This window comes from Paenibacillus sp. GD4, from assembly GCF_030846225.1.
GTDB lineage: Bacteria > Bacillota > Bacilli > Paenibacillales > NBRC-103111 > Paenibacillus_G > Paenibacillus_G silviterrae.
The window spans coordinates 679,708-694,796 of sequence record NZ_JAVCYK010000002.1; the positions used below are offsets into that span (position 1 = coordinate 679,708).

Here is a 15,089-nt window from a genome sequence, read left to right on the forward strand (position 1 = left end):
TTTATCACGAAATACGGAGTTTAAAAAAAGAGGCGGTCCCCTCGAGTAGATTTTATGCTACTTTTGGGACAGCCTCTTCCCCCATAAATCTACTTCAGCTTCGCAGCTTCCATCTCCTTTACCGCTTCCTCCTCCGACGTGCGCAGTAAGGTGTTCAGATCCATATCTCCGCTTGCCAAGTCAACAAGCTTCTTCGTGTAGGCGGCTGAGACATAGCTGTCATATAGAGATTGCACCGCGATCGGCGCGAAGGAGCTGTACAAAGCGGACTTTACATTCTTGTCTTTAAATTTCGTTTCCTGCGCGAACGCCTGACGCACCGCATCGTTCTTGACGACCGGAAGCGTTCCGGTCTTTGATACGGCGAGCTGGAACTCGTCGGAGAGAAGGTATTGAATGATCTCCATCACTTCGTCTTTATGCTGGCTGATCCCGGAAACGCCAAAGTAGGTCGGGTAAGCCTGCGGATGCATGCCCGGTGCTTCTTTGTAGGTAGGATAAGACACAACGTCCCAATTAAGTCCCGTTACGTCCTGGGTAACATGTACATTGGCCAGACCCGCCAGCATGGCCGCATCCCTGGTCTTGACGAAGTGATTGACGCCGGGAATGGCCTTGATCTCCTGCAGCTTCTCCTTGTAGCCGGAAGGCTCGGACATCCTGGTGAAGATTTGGAACATTGCCTTCCATTTGTCATCCTGAAGCGTCGGTTTTAGCGTTTTGGGGTCAATCTTCGTAACGGAGAGCGGGCTAATGTCGAAATAGTGACCCAGCGATAAGGCTAATCCGATGTACTGAACCCCTCCCTCCGTTCTTGTCAGCTGCCTGTTCAGCTCAAGCACTTCATCCCAAGTCATACCGTCCTTTGGGTACGATACACCGAACTTATCAAAAAGATCCTTATTGTAGTACAAGGACATGGTGTTGTTTACGACAGGCAGCGCATACAATTTCCCATCTGACATCTTCCTCATCGCATCCAGCATGGTAGGCTCGATTCGACCGGTATCGATGTTATGCTTTTTGATCAAATCGGTCATATCCATATGAACGTTGTACTGCAGTGCTTTGGAGAAGGCGGCGACCGATTCCCAGATCATATCGATTTGCTGTCCCGAGGTTAAGAGATCCGGGTAGTCCATGCCCTTCACCTTCTGAATATAACGAATGGTATGCTGCGGAAACTTCTGTCGAATCGCGTTGCCGAACCGATCGTTGAATGCTTCCTCCGTCCATCCGCTGGACGAGTAGATGACAAGCTCCGCCGGCTTCGTCACGATCGCTTCCGCCTCGTTCGTCCCGTCTGTTTTTGCTATTCCGCCGGTTCCTGCTGCATTGCAGGCCGACAGCATGGCAGCTGCCAGCACCAAAACTAACGTTCGCTTTCTTGTCATCTTGATCCCGCCCTTTTTGTTTTTTTAATTACACGAGACGGACGAGCCGAGCCGCACCTGCTTGCAGCTCCAGCTCCAGCATACCCGAAGAGCCTTCCCATAGCGCTTGCCCAGTGGAGATGTCGACTCCGCCTCCATTACCGGTTAGCCGTAGCGTTTCGTTCGTATTCCCCAGATTCGCCGCGAGCACGTAATCGTACCCATCCGCCCCGCGTACACGAATCCCTCGTACAAGGCCGCTCTGATGAATAAGCGGTGCAATGGAGTCCTGCGATTCGGCATAAGCGCCTGTAGCCTCAGCGCCTTCCCCGGCTTTCAGGATAAAGCCTGCATCGACAAGGACCTGGCGGGCATCGACGGATTGCAGCCCCATCTCGCAGGGAGCACAGATCTCATCGGCGTACAGCATGCCTTCGAGGCCGATGTTCGTTAGCTTCTCCTTCAGACCGATCTGCCTGCGTCCGGGGCGATAGATCGTCAGCTCCTTCGCTCCATAAGCTGCGATGACGCCCAGCTGATCATCTATGTTCAGCCATGGAGACCCGGTGCGGACAAGCTGTTCGCCGCTGCCTTCGCCTGCAAGCTCCTCTCCTCCCTCCCTATAATGGTAGGACCGTACATTCCCGTTATACAGATCGTTCGGCATTAGGAGATGAAGGCCCTTCACCTGACTTACGTACACTCTCTGCTCTAAGGCTTCGGTATGCTGCAGGAGCAGCATATGGGTGTTGTCGGGCAATGCCGCACACACGATCCGGCTCCTCGCAATCGGATGATCGCGTTGTCCTTCTCCGAGCAGTCCTAGCGTATGGATTTGCATGCTTCCCCAGGTAAGGAAGCCGCCCTCGAACATTTGACCGGTATGCTGCTCCAGCCGCTGCTCCGTCACACGGCCAAGTCCTGTCAGGCGGACGGATAAGTTCTCCTTCCATTCCGCCATGTCGCTGCGGCCGGGCGGGAGGCAGAGTCCCTGGGGCTTCTCGGCGGATTCCCAAACCCAAGAAGCAATTCGCTTCTCGCTACTATGAAGGTAAGCGCCGTGGTACTCGTCATGCCAAGCGCGGCCTGCCGCTTCTTTGATCACAATCGGCTGCCGCTTCTCCTCTTCTTTCCCTGATCCCGGCAAGGTCTCGCCCTGCCCGATGAGGGGCCTCCAGGCCAATCCCATCGATAGCGCCACCGCGCGGTCAGACTCCAGCCGAGTATAGTAAAGAGGGGACTGCTGCTGCAGAGCGCGGCCTCTGCCTGACAGGAAGGAACCGTCACCATTTGCATCCATCTCACGACGAACGATTTGCAGCCACCCCTCCTCGAAACGGTCGCAATCCGGATCGTTCAGCAGGTCCTTTATCATGTGCCACATCGGAATGGCATATTCCTGGCAATACGTATACCTCATACGGGTATCGCCGCCGATCCGCAATAGGCGTCCGTCCCGGAACGTACAGAGCTTGACGAGCTCCCACAGCTCGTTCATATGATGATAGAGAGCTTTAGGGGCTTTCGAGCCGCGGCGCTTACAAGCGAAATGAAGCATTGCCATGTTCGATAAACAAATTACCATATAACCCACGTTCAAATACCCATGGTGATTGAGCGCCATCGAGTCGAAAAAGTTAGCTCCGATAAATCGTTCTGCGACGCTCTTTCCATCCTTCAGCGTCAGACTATGAGCATCCGAGGGAACCGAGATGGAATTAATAAAAAATGACAGCGCTTTCTCTTTATACTCCGCAGCCCGCTTGCAGTCTGGAAATAGCTCCGCCGTCCGATGCAGCAAAGCACCGTTCCATAGATTGCTTTCCGGCTTATTATTGCCGTCCTTGTTGTATAATCCGCCGACAATGGTGTAATGATCAAGCAGCCAATCACTTTCCGAGATGAGCACCCTTCGAAGCAGAGCACGATCCTCTTCCTCTAGTTCGGGCTCAAGTGCCTCCACCCCATGCATCATCCGCTCTACGCCAAGCACGCTGATCCAGGTATGCCCCCACTGGGTGCCATCCGTGCACCGGTAGTCGCCTTCGATATGCGTATGGAGCGAGTAGCGTAAGAGCCTCAGGGCTTCCGACTTTAGCTGCTCCCTCGGAATACCGGAACGCTCCTCATTGTAGCGCGGATCAGCAGCCGTTACGGCGAAGGCGGCAAAGGCCTTTTGGTTCGTTTGCACACCCCACGTATTCTCTCCGGTACCGTAGCAAGCAAGCTCCGGCCGGTCCGGGCAGCTGTACCTATAGGACTGAGCACTGCCTACCCATCGTTCAAGCAAATTCAAATACAAGGAATCTTTGCCATCTGTTGTCATGCTCGCACCTCACGGATTCGTCATTACTTTAATAATTATTTTGTTTTATAATAGTATTGTATCAGCTTCAATATAAGATAAGCATACATAAAACTCGGTTTTGTTGTACGATACTTGGGTTTATGTCAAGAATGCTGTAAGCGCTTTATAATAACGAGGGAGATGGACACATGCTTACCGTCGAAAATGTGAAGTACATGAACTACGCGAATACTTGGGGCGGGTATGAACCGATTGCGGATATTCCGCATCATCTGTTCATGTTTATGGAGAAGGGCTCCTGCACATATTGGATTGAAGGAAAACGATACGTTGTGTCGCAAGGCGATGTGCTATTTATCGGGGAAAGGCTGGCTAGAGGAGCTGAGGCTGCAGTAGAAGCCCAATCCAAGTATTCGGTCCATTGGACCGGAGACGGACTTTTTCAGCATTTTCCTCAATTGAAGGGACAAGTAGTTGTATTCAAAGCTGCATCGCTTTACACCTACCTGAAACAAACCTATTCTCAAATGCATCACATTTGGGCGAAAAAGGACATGTATTATAAAACGCTTTGCGAAAGTATGCTGCTGGAGCTTGCCGTACGCATTCATCAAGAGCATGCCCTACAGCAAAGGTCAGGGAAGCAGGCGCGTGTCGTTCAACAGGTGCGGGAATATATAATGGAATATTACCGCGAGCCTCTATCGATCGAAGAGCTTGCCCACCATGTAGATCGCAACGCGTCCCATGTCATCACAAGCTTCAAAAAGTATTACGGTATGGCTCCATTGGAGTATATGCATCGAACGCGGATTACGAAGGCCGAGGAGCTGCTTCTGACGTCCGACGCCAAGATCGAATCGATTGCCGGCGAGCTTGGTTACTGTGATGCCGCTTATTTTAACCGCATGTTTAAGAAGCTGACAGGCATGACGCCGTCAGCTTATCGCAAGCAATTGGAATTGTAATACCGTGTTGCCTTCTTCGAAGGTGATATAATCAATCCCTTCCTTGTTACCAGTACATATCCCAATCCCGAGTGAGTCTAACCAGCGCTTCAAAAAAGAAGTAATCTCCCCATATGGTGCATTCGTCTACGCCGTGGTTGTCGGGTAAAGAATATACACCGTGCAGCAGGAAGCCTTCCGCCTCCGGTCGATCTATGCTCATATAATTCTTGATTAGAGACTCCAGGATATAGAGAGACCCTTTGGTAAAGTAATGCTTATCCGGGTCAGAGTCCTCCATCGACTTAGCCAATTCCAGCATTCCGCAAACCGCGATCGCCGCAGCAGAAGAATCCCGTTGTACATTTTTTTCGGTAAAGACATGGTCCCAGGCACACACCCCATCCTCCGGAAGGTGCGCAAGAAAATAATGGCTCAATCTTCTGGCCGTTTCCAGGAATTGACGATCCGCCGTGTATTTGTAGGAAATCGGAAACCCATAGATCCCCCATGCCTGTCCTCTTGACCAGCAGCCTTCGTTGGAATATCCCTGCCCTGTAGCAGCGCGAATGAAATCACCGGTCGTCGGGTCAAAATAGCAAGCCTGTATTATCGAGTCGTCTTTTCTAACGAAATAATCGGCAGAATTCCGGGCATGCGAATAGGCGATTTCCCCATAATAACCGTTCCCTGTCTCTTGGGAAGCCCAAAATAACAAAGAAATATTCATCATACAGTCAATAATGACCCTTACTTCTCCTTGCCGATTGATAAATTGGCTGATCAACCCCGGCTTCGTATTACGGGCCGCCAGGCAGTCCGCTGCTTTCAAAGCATATTCCCTGGCATATGTATTACCCGTAAGCTTATGAGCGGCAACACAGGAGAGCGAATATAAAAATCCCAGATCGTGCGTATCGACTTGGTTGTTCTCGAATCTCCACAAATAAGAATCAAGTTGTTCTTCTGCAGCCGCCCTATACTTCGCGTCGCCTGTTATTTCGTAGGCAAGCCAATGCATGCCGGTCCAAAACCCGTTGATCCAATGAGTATTCAAAATCGCAGGATAGATCGTATTTTCCGTATGGGGCCCCGGAAATTGATTCTTGCTGAAGCGCTGCATATTTTTGTCCAGCCTCGCTATCACCCATTCGATAACATCGGCAATCGCCTCACTCGAAAGCAGTGGAGAGCGTTCATATTTGTCAATGCGTTGTACAGGCATCGGTCATTCCTCCTGATCTCAAACGAATGAAAGACTTATCCTGAACTATAACAAAGATATATATATCGTTGTTGCGTGATCGTATAACGCTGTTGCTGTTTGATATTAGGAGGACTGTCATAACGATTGTGATAGGAGCCGTTACCATCACACTTCTATTTGTCAATCTAGTTATCACGTTGATCACAACTTACCATAAAAGGAAATAGGACCGTCCCCACTTCAGCAAAGTGAACGGTCCCCTTCCCACCCTATTGGAGCCTGCCCCCTTGAAGGGCGACTATTGATGCGGCCCGGGTTCGTTAGCAGCGATCCGGGTCTTAGTCTATTCAAAGGTTAGAGCTCTTATACATCCATTCCAGACAATAGAGAGAGAAAGCCTTGCGGCTGTCCCCCATCCATTTGGTTTAAGGTGTCGTATAAATAAGGGGCTGTGGTGACGCAGCCATACCGGTGCCAAGATAGTAGCTTGTGTGAGGCGGCTGGTTGTAGGCGACGTTTTGCCATGCAATACCGAGGCGGTAGACCGGATCATGCATCAGCGTATGGATCTTGATGCTGGTGACGTCCGTGGTCGTATAAAGCCTTAGAGCATTACTGTCCGTCGTTCTCCAAATCACTTCTTCACGCCAATCCCCCAGAAGATCAGCCTGGAGAGAAGGATTGCCTTTTGTGCTGTTGTTAGAGCTTGTACCTGTAGCTGTGAGTAGTCTTGTCAACGAGTTGTTCGAATAGTTCCACTTGTCGATTTTCCCAGTTCCGCCGGTATGGTCCAGAAGCTCACGGGACAAGTCACCGTCCCACCAGATGGCGAAATTAATGGAACCCGGATTGGAGCTGCTGATTTGCGTGCCTGTTACGGTATGAAGACCAACGCCTGACGCCCAGAGCTCTGCCCCTCTGTAGCGGGGATCGATATCGGCGGCCAAGCCGCGACCGGTATCCGCACCGGTATTTTTGCCCCAGAGCACTTGCCCGGTCTTGGCATCGTGTATTTCGGCGCCATATTGTGCGGAGGTGCTCTCATGAACCCCGAACACTTCCAAACCCGGACGATCCGGATCCAAATCGCTGAGATGCATAGCGTCCCCGTGACCGAGCCCCGTGTTGTACAGCTTCGCACCGTTATCGTCAATCCCCAGAGAGCCGTAATGAATTTCGTCTTTGCCGTCACCGTCGGTGTCCGCCACACTGAGATTGTGATTGCCTTGACCCGCAGTTCCGGTATTGGTGGAGCTATTGCTATCAAATGTCCACCTTCTGGTTAGGGTGCCGTTGCGCCAGTCGTAAGCCACGAGTACAGTACGGGTGTAGTAGCCGCGCGCCATGACAATGCTCGGGCGAACGCCGTCCAAATAAGCGACTCCGGCCAGGAAACGGTCGACTCGATTGCCGTAGCTGTCGCCCCAGCTGGATACGGTGCCTCTTGGGGGTTCGTAGGCGGCAGTCGTAAGCGCCTTACCCGTTTGACCGGAAAAAACCGTCAAATACTCGGGACCGCTCAGGATATAACCGCTGGAATTGCGGTAATCCGCACTTCCGTTCCCAATCGTAACACCCGTACCGTCGATAGTGCCGTCAGCTGTTTTGCACACAACCTCCGCTTTGCCGTCCCCGTCAAAATCATAGACTAGGAACTGAGTGTAGTGGGCGCCCGCCCGAATGTTTCTTCCAAGGTCGATTCTCCAGAGGCGCGTTCCGTTCATCTTATATGCATCCAGATAGACATTCCCTGTATAACCGGATTGGGAATTATCCTTGGAATTGGACGGGTCCCATTTGAGAACGATTTCATATTCGCCGTCTCCGTCCAGGTCGCCTACGCTTGCGTCGTTGGCGCTATAAGTATAGGCTACGCCGTCCGGCGTCGTACCTCCGGCTGGCTTTTGAATAGGGATATCCTTGTAATTGGTTCCCCATACGGCAGCGGCAGGGGAAGCCGTTTGTTCCACGCCGTTCACAATGGCACGCACTGAATAGCTGGAGCTGGCGGTGCCGGCTGCATCCTGATAATTGGTGCTGTTTGTAATCGGAGTAGAATTGACCTTCGTACCATTTCGGTACAAATTAAAGGAAACCGCACTCGATTCCGTACCAAGCAATCGCCAACTGATGTAAACGCCCGTATCGGTCTTTACCGCCACGACTCCCCGGCTCAGCTTCTCCGCTTGACGCGCCGATGCGGCCCATGCGGCCTGCACAGGGATGAAGCACGATGCGATAATAGAGGCAGCAAGTACAAGGGGAGCAGCCATTCGCAGCTTGCTATGCGTGTTGTTACTCATTCATAATTTCCTCCATTCGATTAATGTAGGGAAGCACAAATATAGATGTCTCATTTCCTCCTTTCTTTAATGAATACGCTTACTTAATTTTGGAAGCTGCATTGCTTATTGGTTGCACACCATATCGGCTTCCCTAAGAAGATCTTATTTGATTCCGTATGGTAAAATAAACCAAATAAACCGATATGATTGTTCAAAAATCAGTGATTTCTTTTATTCACCAATAATGTTATATATTTCTTATTCTAATCAGAGCTCTTCCTATCACGCGTACAAAAAACCTCCAAACGCGATAGCGATTTGGAGGCAGAGGGGCAGCATTTAACGATCCGCTGAAATTTTTACTCAAGCATTCAATTGAGCTTTAGCCGCCTCAGTCATCATTTCGGGAGACCAGCGCGGTTCCCAGACAAGCTCCACCTTTACACCTTTTATATCCTTCTTCCCTTCCAAAGCCCGTCTAACTCCTCCTACGATCGTATCATGCAGGGGACAGCCTGGTGTTGTCAGCGTCATACGGATAGCCACATCTCCATCGGATACGTCAATACGGTAAATTAAGCCCAGATCCACAATGTTGACCCCTAGCTCCGGATCAAGTACCAGCTTTAAATGCTCACGAATATGCTCGGCAGTAGCTAGTGTTTCCATACAAATCACTCCCGTTATCTAGTAAATACCTTCACAACCAAACCTATATAAAACAAAGAAAAGAGAGATACTATCGAAATTCCGGCTGCTGCAGCTTGGGTGATGGAAAAGCCCATCCCAAGGATAGCGATGCCGAGGCCCAAGGCCATACCAAGCATGCCTCTATGCACAAGCTTTTCATCGATCATATCTGACATCACCGGTATATCCGGTTTGCCTGCTTGAGGACCATATTTATGCGTCCACCAGAGGAAGGGTACGATTTTGGACAGATACCCTAGAATCGTCATGGCGACCCAGCCCCACAGGTAAACCCATCCGGCAAGAAGCACCCAAGTTGAGCTCCATAAATGCTCCGGTGAAATCAACCATACAATAAAGATGCAGAGGGAGAATACAAATAAAACCCGAGTACACCAAATGGTCCATAAAATTCCTCGGCCCGGCATAGGCTTATGGCGATGCTTCCGGATCTCGACGATATAATGGTCATAAACGAATAGAGCGGTAACTAACAGAAGAATACTTACTCCCATAAAAAATGTGTGGAGCTGCAAAAGAAAGGTGACGGCCCCCAAAAGGACACCGGCATTCCAAAGGCAGGTAATTATGTGCTGTGGCCTCTCAGCAGCTCCATGAGACAAGTAGAACATAGGAAGCATTTTGTAGCTAAAGCCTGTAATCAGGAGTCCGAACCAGCCAAGCGTCCCCACCCAGATGTGCGCGGAGAGCAGCTGCTCGTGCACCTCTCCCCACAGGTTAAAAGCGAAATTCAATCCCATCGCGGTGCCGAACACTCCCGTAAGCACCAAATAACCTATGGAGCACGCCGTGCTCACCGTGATGGGATTCCACTGCTTTGCGCCACGCAAAGTATGACCCACATTCCAAGCAAACAGCAGAATCCCTATGAACGTTATGGAAGCGCCGACTGCAATCCAACCCGTATTCACACGGAGAAACCCTGTGAGAAGAAGAATCGACCCTACTGTAAAAAACGCGTAATGAACATATCCTAGCATCCGACTGTGAATTCTTCTTTGCAATACGACATCGATGAGCTGATACACAGCCCCCATCGCGATCATGGTTGCCCAATCCAGCACGAGCAGATGAATTCGAAACCAACCGTCGGGATTCCGCGGCGGCTCCACAACCCATGCCCCGAAGGTAAATAAAGATAACAGGTGAAATAAGACGAAGCTAATGACGCCGGTTGCGATAAACAGCAGCGGTAGTCGTATCATGGCCGCTCTCCTTCCATACAAGCTAACGCTTGGTAATGGTGATGATTGCGGAACCGTCTTCCCGGGAGTCAACCGTATAGTCGTATTTCAAGCTCCTCAGCTCCTCAATCAGAAACATAGGGACACGATCGTTGTGGATGATCACCTGTCCACCCCTATCCATCTCTTTAAGCGCTTGGAGTGTCCGCATCATCGGTTCAGGAGGCTGCAGCCCCCTGTTATCCAGTTCAATTACTCTATTGTTCATCGACTGCTGCCTCCTCTACGTGTTCGGCAAATGCCCGCAAGGACAACGACGCCAGCCTCACCTGTGCCTCTTTCCCTTTGGCAAACGCTGCGATCCAATGATCCTCCGCTTGTTCTTCTACCTTGTGCGTGTAGCCCTTGGCTTTCATAAACCCTAAGAGAGGGGTCGGCTTAAAGGTAGCATGCAAAACGAATAGATCGTTCGGCTCCAGACAATCCACTACATTCATAATTTGTTTAAACGGCTCCAGCTTTTGTCTTAAGTAAGGCCTAACGTCAAGCTCCACGATTTGTCCCATTCTCTTCATTCCCTTCATCACTGCGACCATATTTACCTGCGTAGTACATCTGCATGCATCTTCTCATGAGAATGATTATCAGCTACAAATACAGTGTAAGGGATTATCAGAAGCAGCTGTGTGATTGCAGTCACAAGTGGATAAGCTAATGATAAAATCATGCTCGTCTGCCTTCGGTCACAACAAAAAAAGGACTACGCTTCAAGTAAATTGGATCCACTTGAAGGACAGCCCTTGTTCATGAGGTTACTCTTCTTTTTCAATAAAAAACGAATTGATGACAAAGAATAGGAAGGCCAACAGGAGAAGCGAGCCTCCTGCAATGAAAAATATAAGAACGAATGTTTGATTCAAATGAAAGGGGTTATGGTTATACATCCACATGCCTAAGGTGAGTCCAAGCGCTCCCGACATGCCAAGAAGGCTGTGAATCGTGACAAGAATTTTGTGGCGGATGCTGTACACCCGGTAAAAAATGCCCCACGCAAAAACGGACAGCCAGCCTACCAGCAAAATATGGGCATGGATAGGACGTAGTGAATAATCCAAGCGGCCCGCCATATCCGAGCCGATGAAGGTCCCGATAAGTCCGAATATCGCTGCAAAGCGAATTAAGCGAATACTCCATTTCTTTTCCATTTTGAAGCCTCCTAGATTTCATGAATCAAGCGGGGAAGAGAGACGATAAATCGATTGCCTTCACCAAGCTTGCTTTCCACTTTGATTTCTCCCTGATGGAGGGTAACGATCTGATATGCAATCGATAGACCGAGGCCGGTGCCCTGCTTCCTCCTTGCTTGATCCACCCGGAAAAACCGGTCAAATACCTGAGAAGCCGCATCCGGCGAAATCCCCATTCCCGTATCTTTGAAGGATACCTCAATCCTCGTATCCGTGGTGGTCAGCCCGATTTCGATCGTACCGCCGGGCTTATTGTATTTTATCGCATTGGTCAGCAGGTTCTCCCATACATTCTCCAGAAGCTCCTCGTCAGCACGAATCCAGGTCGGCGCCAGATGATAAGAAATGTCAATATCATCCTCCTCCAGGCGCCATCGATACTTTTTCACTACCCGTTTTACTTGCTCGTTGAGTGAAAAAGCCTTGAATTTCATAGGATAAGCAGCTTGGTCTAGGGATGTCAAAAGCAGCAGCTGTTTCGTTAAACTGGACAAGCGATTGGCTTCCTGATCAATAACGGCAGCATACTCGATCCGCTGGGATTCCGTTAAAACAGGCGATTGCAGCAGCCCGGCATAGCCCTGAATGTTCATCAAGGGAGATTGGAAATCGTGCGACACGTTGCTAATGAATGACTTTCTGGCAAGATCGTTATGCTCCAGCTGCTTCTGCATCAGATGGAAGCTCTGGGAGAGCTGCCCGATTTCATCCTTCCTTTCAATATGGAGGGGGTAACCGAAATTGTCCTTTGTGATCTGCTTCGTCGCCTCTGTTAATTGAGAAATGGGGCGGGTTAATTGTCTAGCTAACCAGATCATGCCCAAGATATTGACCACAGCGACGGCAAGAAGAAACCCCACTAGCACCGTATGAATGTCGGACGACATCCATCGGATTTGCGGACGGATAAATAATCCGTAATGCTTGGCGCCGTAGCTGAAAGGGACGCCGACCGTATTCTTCAGCTCATTGGCAAAATGTCCGACCATAAAGTTATTGCTGGGAAAATCGGAAATCCCATGATAAATATCCCCGGCCGTAAGAACGCGCAAGGCTTCCTCAGGTAAGCTGTTCCGATCGAAGGGCGCCCCAAAAAAGAACTCCTCCCCTTGCTCTCCGAGGACATAAATCTGGTAACCGAGCATGGCTACGGAATGGAGATAGCTTTCGAAGCCATTTTCCACGGGATGCATTTCCTTCAGAACATGGACGATCTCTTGCGCAATGGCGACATTTTGCCTATCACTTTTGGGTTTCGTCACTTTCATGTAATACACGTTGGAGAGAACGAACCCGATCACAATGCTGACGGCTAAAATACACAGCGTCGCGACGATAAATTGCCTGTATAGGGTTTTCATTTCGATTCCTCTAGCTTGTAGCCGATGCCGCGCAAGGTATGGATCTCCACACGGGCATGATGCCGCTTTAATCGCTCGCGAATACGATTAATGTGCGTATTGAGTGTCATTTCGTTACCTTCATGATCGCTTCCCCAGACATATTCCATTAGCAGGCTTCGCGGCGTGGCTTGATTCACCCTGGACACCAGCAGGGACAGCAGCTCAAATTCCTTTAATGGCAAAATCACGGTTTCTTCGTCGATGGTGACCTCATAATTTTTACGGTTGATCAAGATATTGCTCACCCGCAGAGTGTCTTGGATGGACTGCTGGTATCTTCGGACGATAACGGCAACCCGGAAAATCAATTCCTTCGGCTCGAAGGGCTTTACGATATAATCTTCCGCTCCGGCAAGAAATCCTTTTTCCTTATCGTCCAGCTGCCCTTTGGCCGTAAGTAGAATCACAGGGATCTGCAGGTCCTGACTAAGGGCCCGGGTCAAGTCGAACCCGTTCATGCCAGGCATCATGACATCTACGATCGCCAGATGAATCATTTTCCCGTCAACGAGCTGCAAGGCTTGTTCTGCATTCCCAGCCAGAAGTACATCATAGCCTTCCCTTGTCAGATGAATAAAGACAAGCTGTTGAATGAATGGGTCATCATCCACGACCAGTATATTCATGCACAATCCCCCGCTTTGTTTATTGGTTATCTCCTAATTATGACGTACCCGTTTGTCTTTTTCAAAGTACCTCATCCCTCCCTACCGGTTGTTACAAGTATCATAACGAATTCATATAAATTCAATATCAACTTTGTGTGGCGATATAAAGAAAAAAAGCCGAAGGAGCAACACCCCCGGCTTATCTATGTAAGCATATGTTTGATCGACTACCCTACCAAGCGCATCGCCTTATCCAGGGCCCCGGTAGCCCCGAAGCCGTCATGATACCCGATTTTCTTCCCCAGCTTGTCCGCCAGCTCCCGGACGGCCCACATCGAAGAATGCTTGATGGCGCCTTTTAGAACGATTATGACATCCGCTCTGTTAATCATGTGCATGAAATGGCGCTCCACCGAGCCCCCGCCGGTCTTACCGTTATGATGCTCGACAATAACGCCCCGCTTTTGACCCAGCTTCTTGAATGTGTCCGTTTGGCTGCCCCCAATGATCACCACGGTTTTCATGCCCTATTCCCCCTAACCAAAATATGAGTCACTTACTATTATCATAATCATAATTACAATAATGTCAATTGGATTAGTGGGAATTAATGACGTGGATGACCGTTGTTATGAAATCAGGCCACTGCTCCTACGCAGCAGCCTATCGATTTGAGTATGTATTATCGGTTATTCCGCACCATCGAGCCGCTCGCTTACATACAGCAGCCTTTCTCCTACAGCCATCATCTTAAACTTCTGTTCAGGGTACTCGCGCAGCAAATAATCTACAAAGTAAGAAGGATTGTCCGCATTGAATGGGTATACGTCATAATGCATCGGAATCACTAGGTCTGCTTCCATAGCCACGGCAAGATCCGCCGCGTCACGGAAGCCCAGATTGCCGACGATGTTCATCTGGGTGCGCTTCACATCCCGGCCGTTTATCGGCAGAAGCGCTACATCAATTTGGCAAGCTCTGAGACGGTCCGCCAGTCCCGGATAGCCGATCGTATCGCCTGCATGATAGAGTGTGATTCCGCCCATTCGCACAACGTACCCCAAATATGGATAGTTTCCGTCCGAATCCACATCGAATTCTTCGTGCATACAGGGGATCGATTCAACCTCCATTGCTCCCAACCGCAGCGTCTCATGGACAGTGGCCCCGATGATACGTTCGGGCTCGATACCGCATTCCTGTAATAAATGAACGATGGGGACCGGACAAATAAACATCGTTTGCCGTGACGCGCTGTGAATGGCTTTAAGGGTTACCGGATCCAAGTGATCACCGTGATAATGGCTCACGAAGACATAGTTCGCATGAGATATTCGTGCCGGGTCTAATGGCGGAGCGAACGACCGCTTCCACAAGGAATCGGATTCGTCCTCCACGGTGATACCCGATAGGAAAGGGTCGAAGTAACATACGATACCCGCCCCTTTAACAACCACCGACTCCTGCCCCAAATGCCAAATGGCTACTGCTTCGTCAGGCACGACGGTGTTTTCGATCTGCTGAATCAGCTGCTCCCCTTCACGGTATACTTTGCGTGTTTTTTGCATTAGCGCTCTCCCCTTGCTCGGTTCTTATTGTGGAAACGGAAGCTTTATTGGTCGAATTTGTCCTTTCCCATCTCTACTTTTATAGTTCGCCTAAGAAGGGAAAGACTCCTTCTTTCGTTATCATCATCCACTCCGCAGCCGTTTCGGGGATCCAACGAACGTTTGACGTCGGACGTAACGAAAAATCACCATCCTTAGAGCTGGATCGGCCCATAAGAAGGTGATTTTTTGCATTCCTCAGGAATCGG

Annotated in this window: 14 protein-coding genes; 1 reads left to right on the top strand and 13 read right to left on the bottom strand. The window is 49.9% G+C overall.

Translation table 11 applies throughout. The features are described 5' to 3' along the window. Window positions 1–89: 89 nt before the first annotated feature. Window positions 90–1,394, bottom strand: a complete 1,305-nt coding sequence (locus RAC89_RS25995; protein WP_306616642.1) for an ABC transporter substrate-binding protein — start codon at window positions 1,392–1,394, stop codon at window positions 90–92. 28 nt (window positions 1,395–1,422) lie between these two features. Continuing rightward, complete coding sequence (locus tag RAC89_RS26000) at window positions 1,423–3,699, bottom strand: hypothetical protein (RefSeq protein ID WP_306616643.1); 2,277 nt, start codon at window positions 3,697–3,699, stop codon at window positions 1,423–1,425. Between the two features lie 170 nt (window positions 3,700–3,869). Between RAC89_RS26000 and RAC89_RS26005 the strand changes: the two genes are divergently transcribed. Continuing rightward, window positions 3,870–4,649: a helix-turn-helix domain-containing protein gene (locus RAC89_RS26005; protein WP_306616644.1), complete on the top strand. Its 780-nt coding sequence runs from the start codon at window positions 3,870–3,872 to the stop codon at window positions 4,647–4,649. A gap of 46 nt (window positions 4,650–4,695) precedes the next feature. Here the strand turns inward: RAC89_RS26005 and RAC89_RS26010 are convergent, their stop codons facing one another. From RAC89_RS26010 to RAC89_RS26060, 11 genes are all read right to left on the bottom strand, one after another. Further along, window positions 4,696–5,853, bottom strand: a complete 1,158-nt coding sequence (locus RAC89_RS26010; RefSeq protein ID WP_306616645.1) for a glycoside hydrolase family 88 protein — start codon at window positions 5,851–5,853, stop codon at window positions 4,696–4,698. A gap of 407 nt (window positions 5,854–6,260) precedes the next feature. Continuing rightward, window positions 6,261–8,138, bottom strand: a complete 1,878-nt coding sequence (locus RAC89_RS26015; RefSeq protein WP_373430063.1) for a rhamnogalacturonan lyase — start codon at window positions 8,136–8,138, stop codon at window positions 6,261–6,263. Window positions 8,139–8,483: 345 nt separating this feature from the next. Continuing rightward, the gene (locus RAC89_RS26020) at window positions 8,484–8,789 is read right to left on the bottom strand and encodes a metal-sulfur cluster assembly factor (protein WP_306616646.1); all 306 of its coding nucleotides are present in this window, start codon (window positions 8,787–8,789) and stop codon (window positions 8,484–8,486) included. Between the two features lie 14 nt (window positions 8,790–8,803). Continuing rightward, on the bottom strand, window positions 8,804–10,036 hold the full coding sequence (locus tag RAC89_RS26025; RefSeq protein WP_306616647.1) for a hypothetical protein: 1,233 nt from the start codon (window positions 10,034–10,036) through the stop codon (window positions 8,804–8,806). Window positions 10,037–10,058: 22 nt separating this feature from the next. Further along, the gene (locus RAC89_RS26030; RefSeq protein WP_306616648.1) at window positions 10,059–10,283 is read right to left on the bottom strand and encodes a DUF2249 domain-containing protein; all 225 of its coding nucleotides are present in this window, start codon (window positions 10,281–10,283) and stop codon (window positions 10,059–10,061) included. Beyond that, the gene (locus RAC89_RS26035; RefSeq protein WP_306616649.1) at window positions 10,273–10,581 is read right to left on the bottom strand and encodes a DUF2249 domain-containing protein; all 309 of its coding nucleotides are present in this window, start codon (window positions 10,579–10,581) and stop codon (window positions 10,273–10,275) included. Before RAC89_RS26035 ends, RAC89_RS26030 begins: the two co-directional genes overlap by 11 nt. Before the next feature lie 246 nt (window positions 10,582–10,827). Next, on the bottom strand, window positions 10,828–11,220 hold the full coding sequence (locus RAC89_RS26040; RefSeq protein WP_306616650.1) for a hypothetical protein: 393 nt from the start codon (window positions 11,218–11,220) through the stop codon (window positions 10,828–10,830). An 11-nt stretch (window positions 11,221–11,231) separates the two neighbouring features. Then, window positions 11,232–12,623 carry a sensor histidine kinase gene (locus RAC89_RS26045; protein WP_306616651.1) on the bottom strand — a complete coding sequence of 464 codons (1,392 nt, stop codon included), beginning with the start codon at window positions 12,621–12,623 and terminating at the stop codon, window positions 11,232–11,234. Continuing rightward, window positions 12,620–13,291 carry a response regulator transcription factor gene (locus RAC89_RS26050; RefSeq protein WP_306616652.1) on the bottom strand — a complete coding sequence of 224 codons (672 nt, stop codon included), beginning with the start codon at window positions 13,289–13,291 and terminating at the stop codon, window positions 12,620–12,622. Before RAC89_RS26050 ends, RAC89_RS26045 begins: the two co-directional genes overlap by 4 nt. A gap of 209 nt (window positions 13,292–13,500) precedes the next feature. Continuing rightward, window positions 13,501–13,797 (bottom strand): DUF2325 domain-containing protein, encoded by a 297-nt coding sequence (locus tag RAC89_RS26055; RefSeq protein WP_306616653.1) that lies wholly within the window; start codon window positions 13,795–13,797, stop codon window positions 13,501–13,503. Window positions 13,798–13,962: 165 nt separating this feature from the next. Further along, entirely contained in the window at window positions 13,963–14,841 is an 879-nt protein-coding gene (locus tag RAC89_RS26060; protein WP_306616654.1) for an MBL fold metallo-hydrolase, read from the bottom strand. Between the last annotated feature and the right edge of the window lie 248 nt (window positions 14,842–15,089).

Bases quoted from the DNA above. Each gene is read 5' to 3' on its own strand.
- RAC89_RS26030 (WP_306616648.1), bottom strand. From the start codon at position 10,283: ATGAACAATAGAGTAATTGAACTGGATAACAGGGGGCTGCAGCCTCCT.
- RAC89_RS26035 (WP_306616649.1), bottom strand. From the start codon at position 10,581: ATGGGACAAATCGTGGAGCTTGACGTTAGGCCTTACTTAAGACAAAAG.
- RAC89_RS26055 (WP_306616653.1), bottom strand. From the start codon at position 13,797: ATGAAAACCGTGGTGATCATTGGGGGCAGCCAAACGGACACATTCAAG.
- RAC89_RS26000 (WP_306616643.1), bottom strand. From the start codon at position 3,699: ATGACAACAGATGGCAAAGATTCCTTGTATTTGAATTTGCTTGAACGA.
- RAC89_RS26060 (WP_306616654.1), bottom strand. From the start codon at position 14,841: ATGCAAAAAACACGCAAAGTATACCGTGAAGGGGAGCAGCTGATTCAG.
- RAC89_RS26020 (WP_306616646.1), bottom strand. From the start codon at position 8,789: ATGGAAACACTAGCTACTGCCGAGCATATTCGTGAGCATTTAAAGCTG.
- RAC89_RS26050 (WP_306616652.1), bottom strand. From the start codon at position 13,291: ATGAATATACTGGTCGTGGATGATGACCCATTCATTCAACAGCTTGTC.
- RAC89_RS26015 (WP_373430063.1), bottom strand. From the start codon at position 8,138: ATGAGTAACAACACGCATAGCAAGCTGCGAATGGCTGCTCCCCTTGTA.
- RAC89_RS26045 (WP_306616651.1), bottom strand. From the start codon at position 12,623: ATGAAAACCCTATACAGGCAATTTATCGTCGCGACGCTGTGTATTTTA.
- RAC89_RS26005 (WP_306616644.1), top strand. From the start codon at position 3,870: ATGCTTACCGTCGAAAATGTGAAGTACATGAACTACGCGAATACTTGG.
- RAC89_RS26010 (WP_306616645.1), bottom strand. From the start codon at position 5,853: ATGCCTGTACAACGCATTGACAAATATGAACGCTCTCCACTGCTTTCG.
- RAC89_RS25995 (WP_306616642.1), bottom strand. From the start codon at position 1,394: ATGACAAGAAAGCGAACGTTAGTTTTGGTGCTGGCAGCTGCCATGCTG.
- RAC89_RS26040 (WP_306616650.1), bottom strand. From the start codon at position 11,220: ATGGAAAAGAAATGGAGTATTCGCTTAATTCGCTTTGCAGCGATATTC.
- RAC89_RS26025 (WP_306616647.1), bottom strand. From the start codon at position 10,036: ATGATACGACTACCGCTGCTGTTTATCGCAACCGGCGTCATTAGCTTC.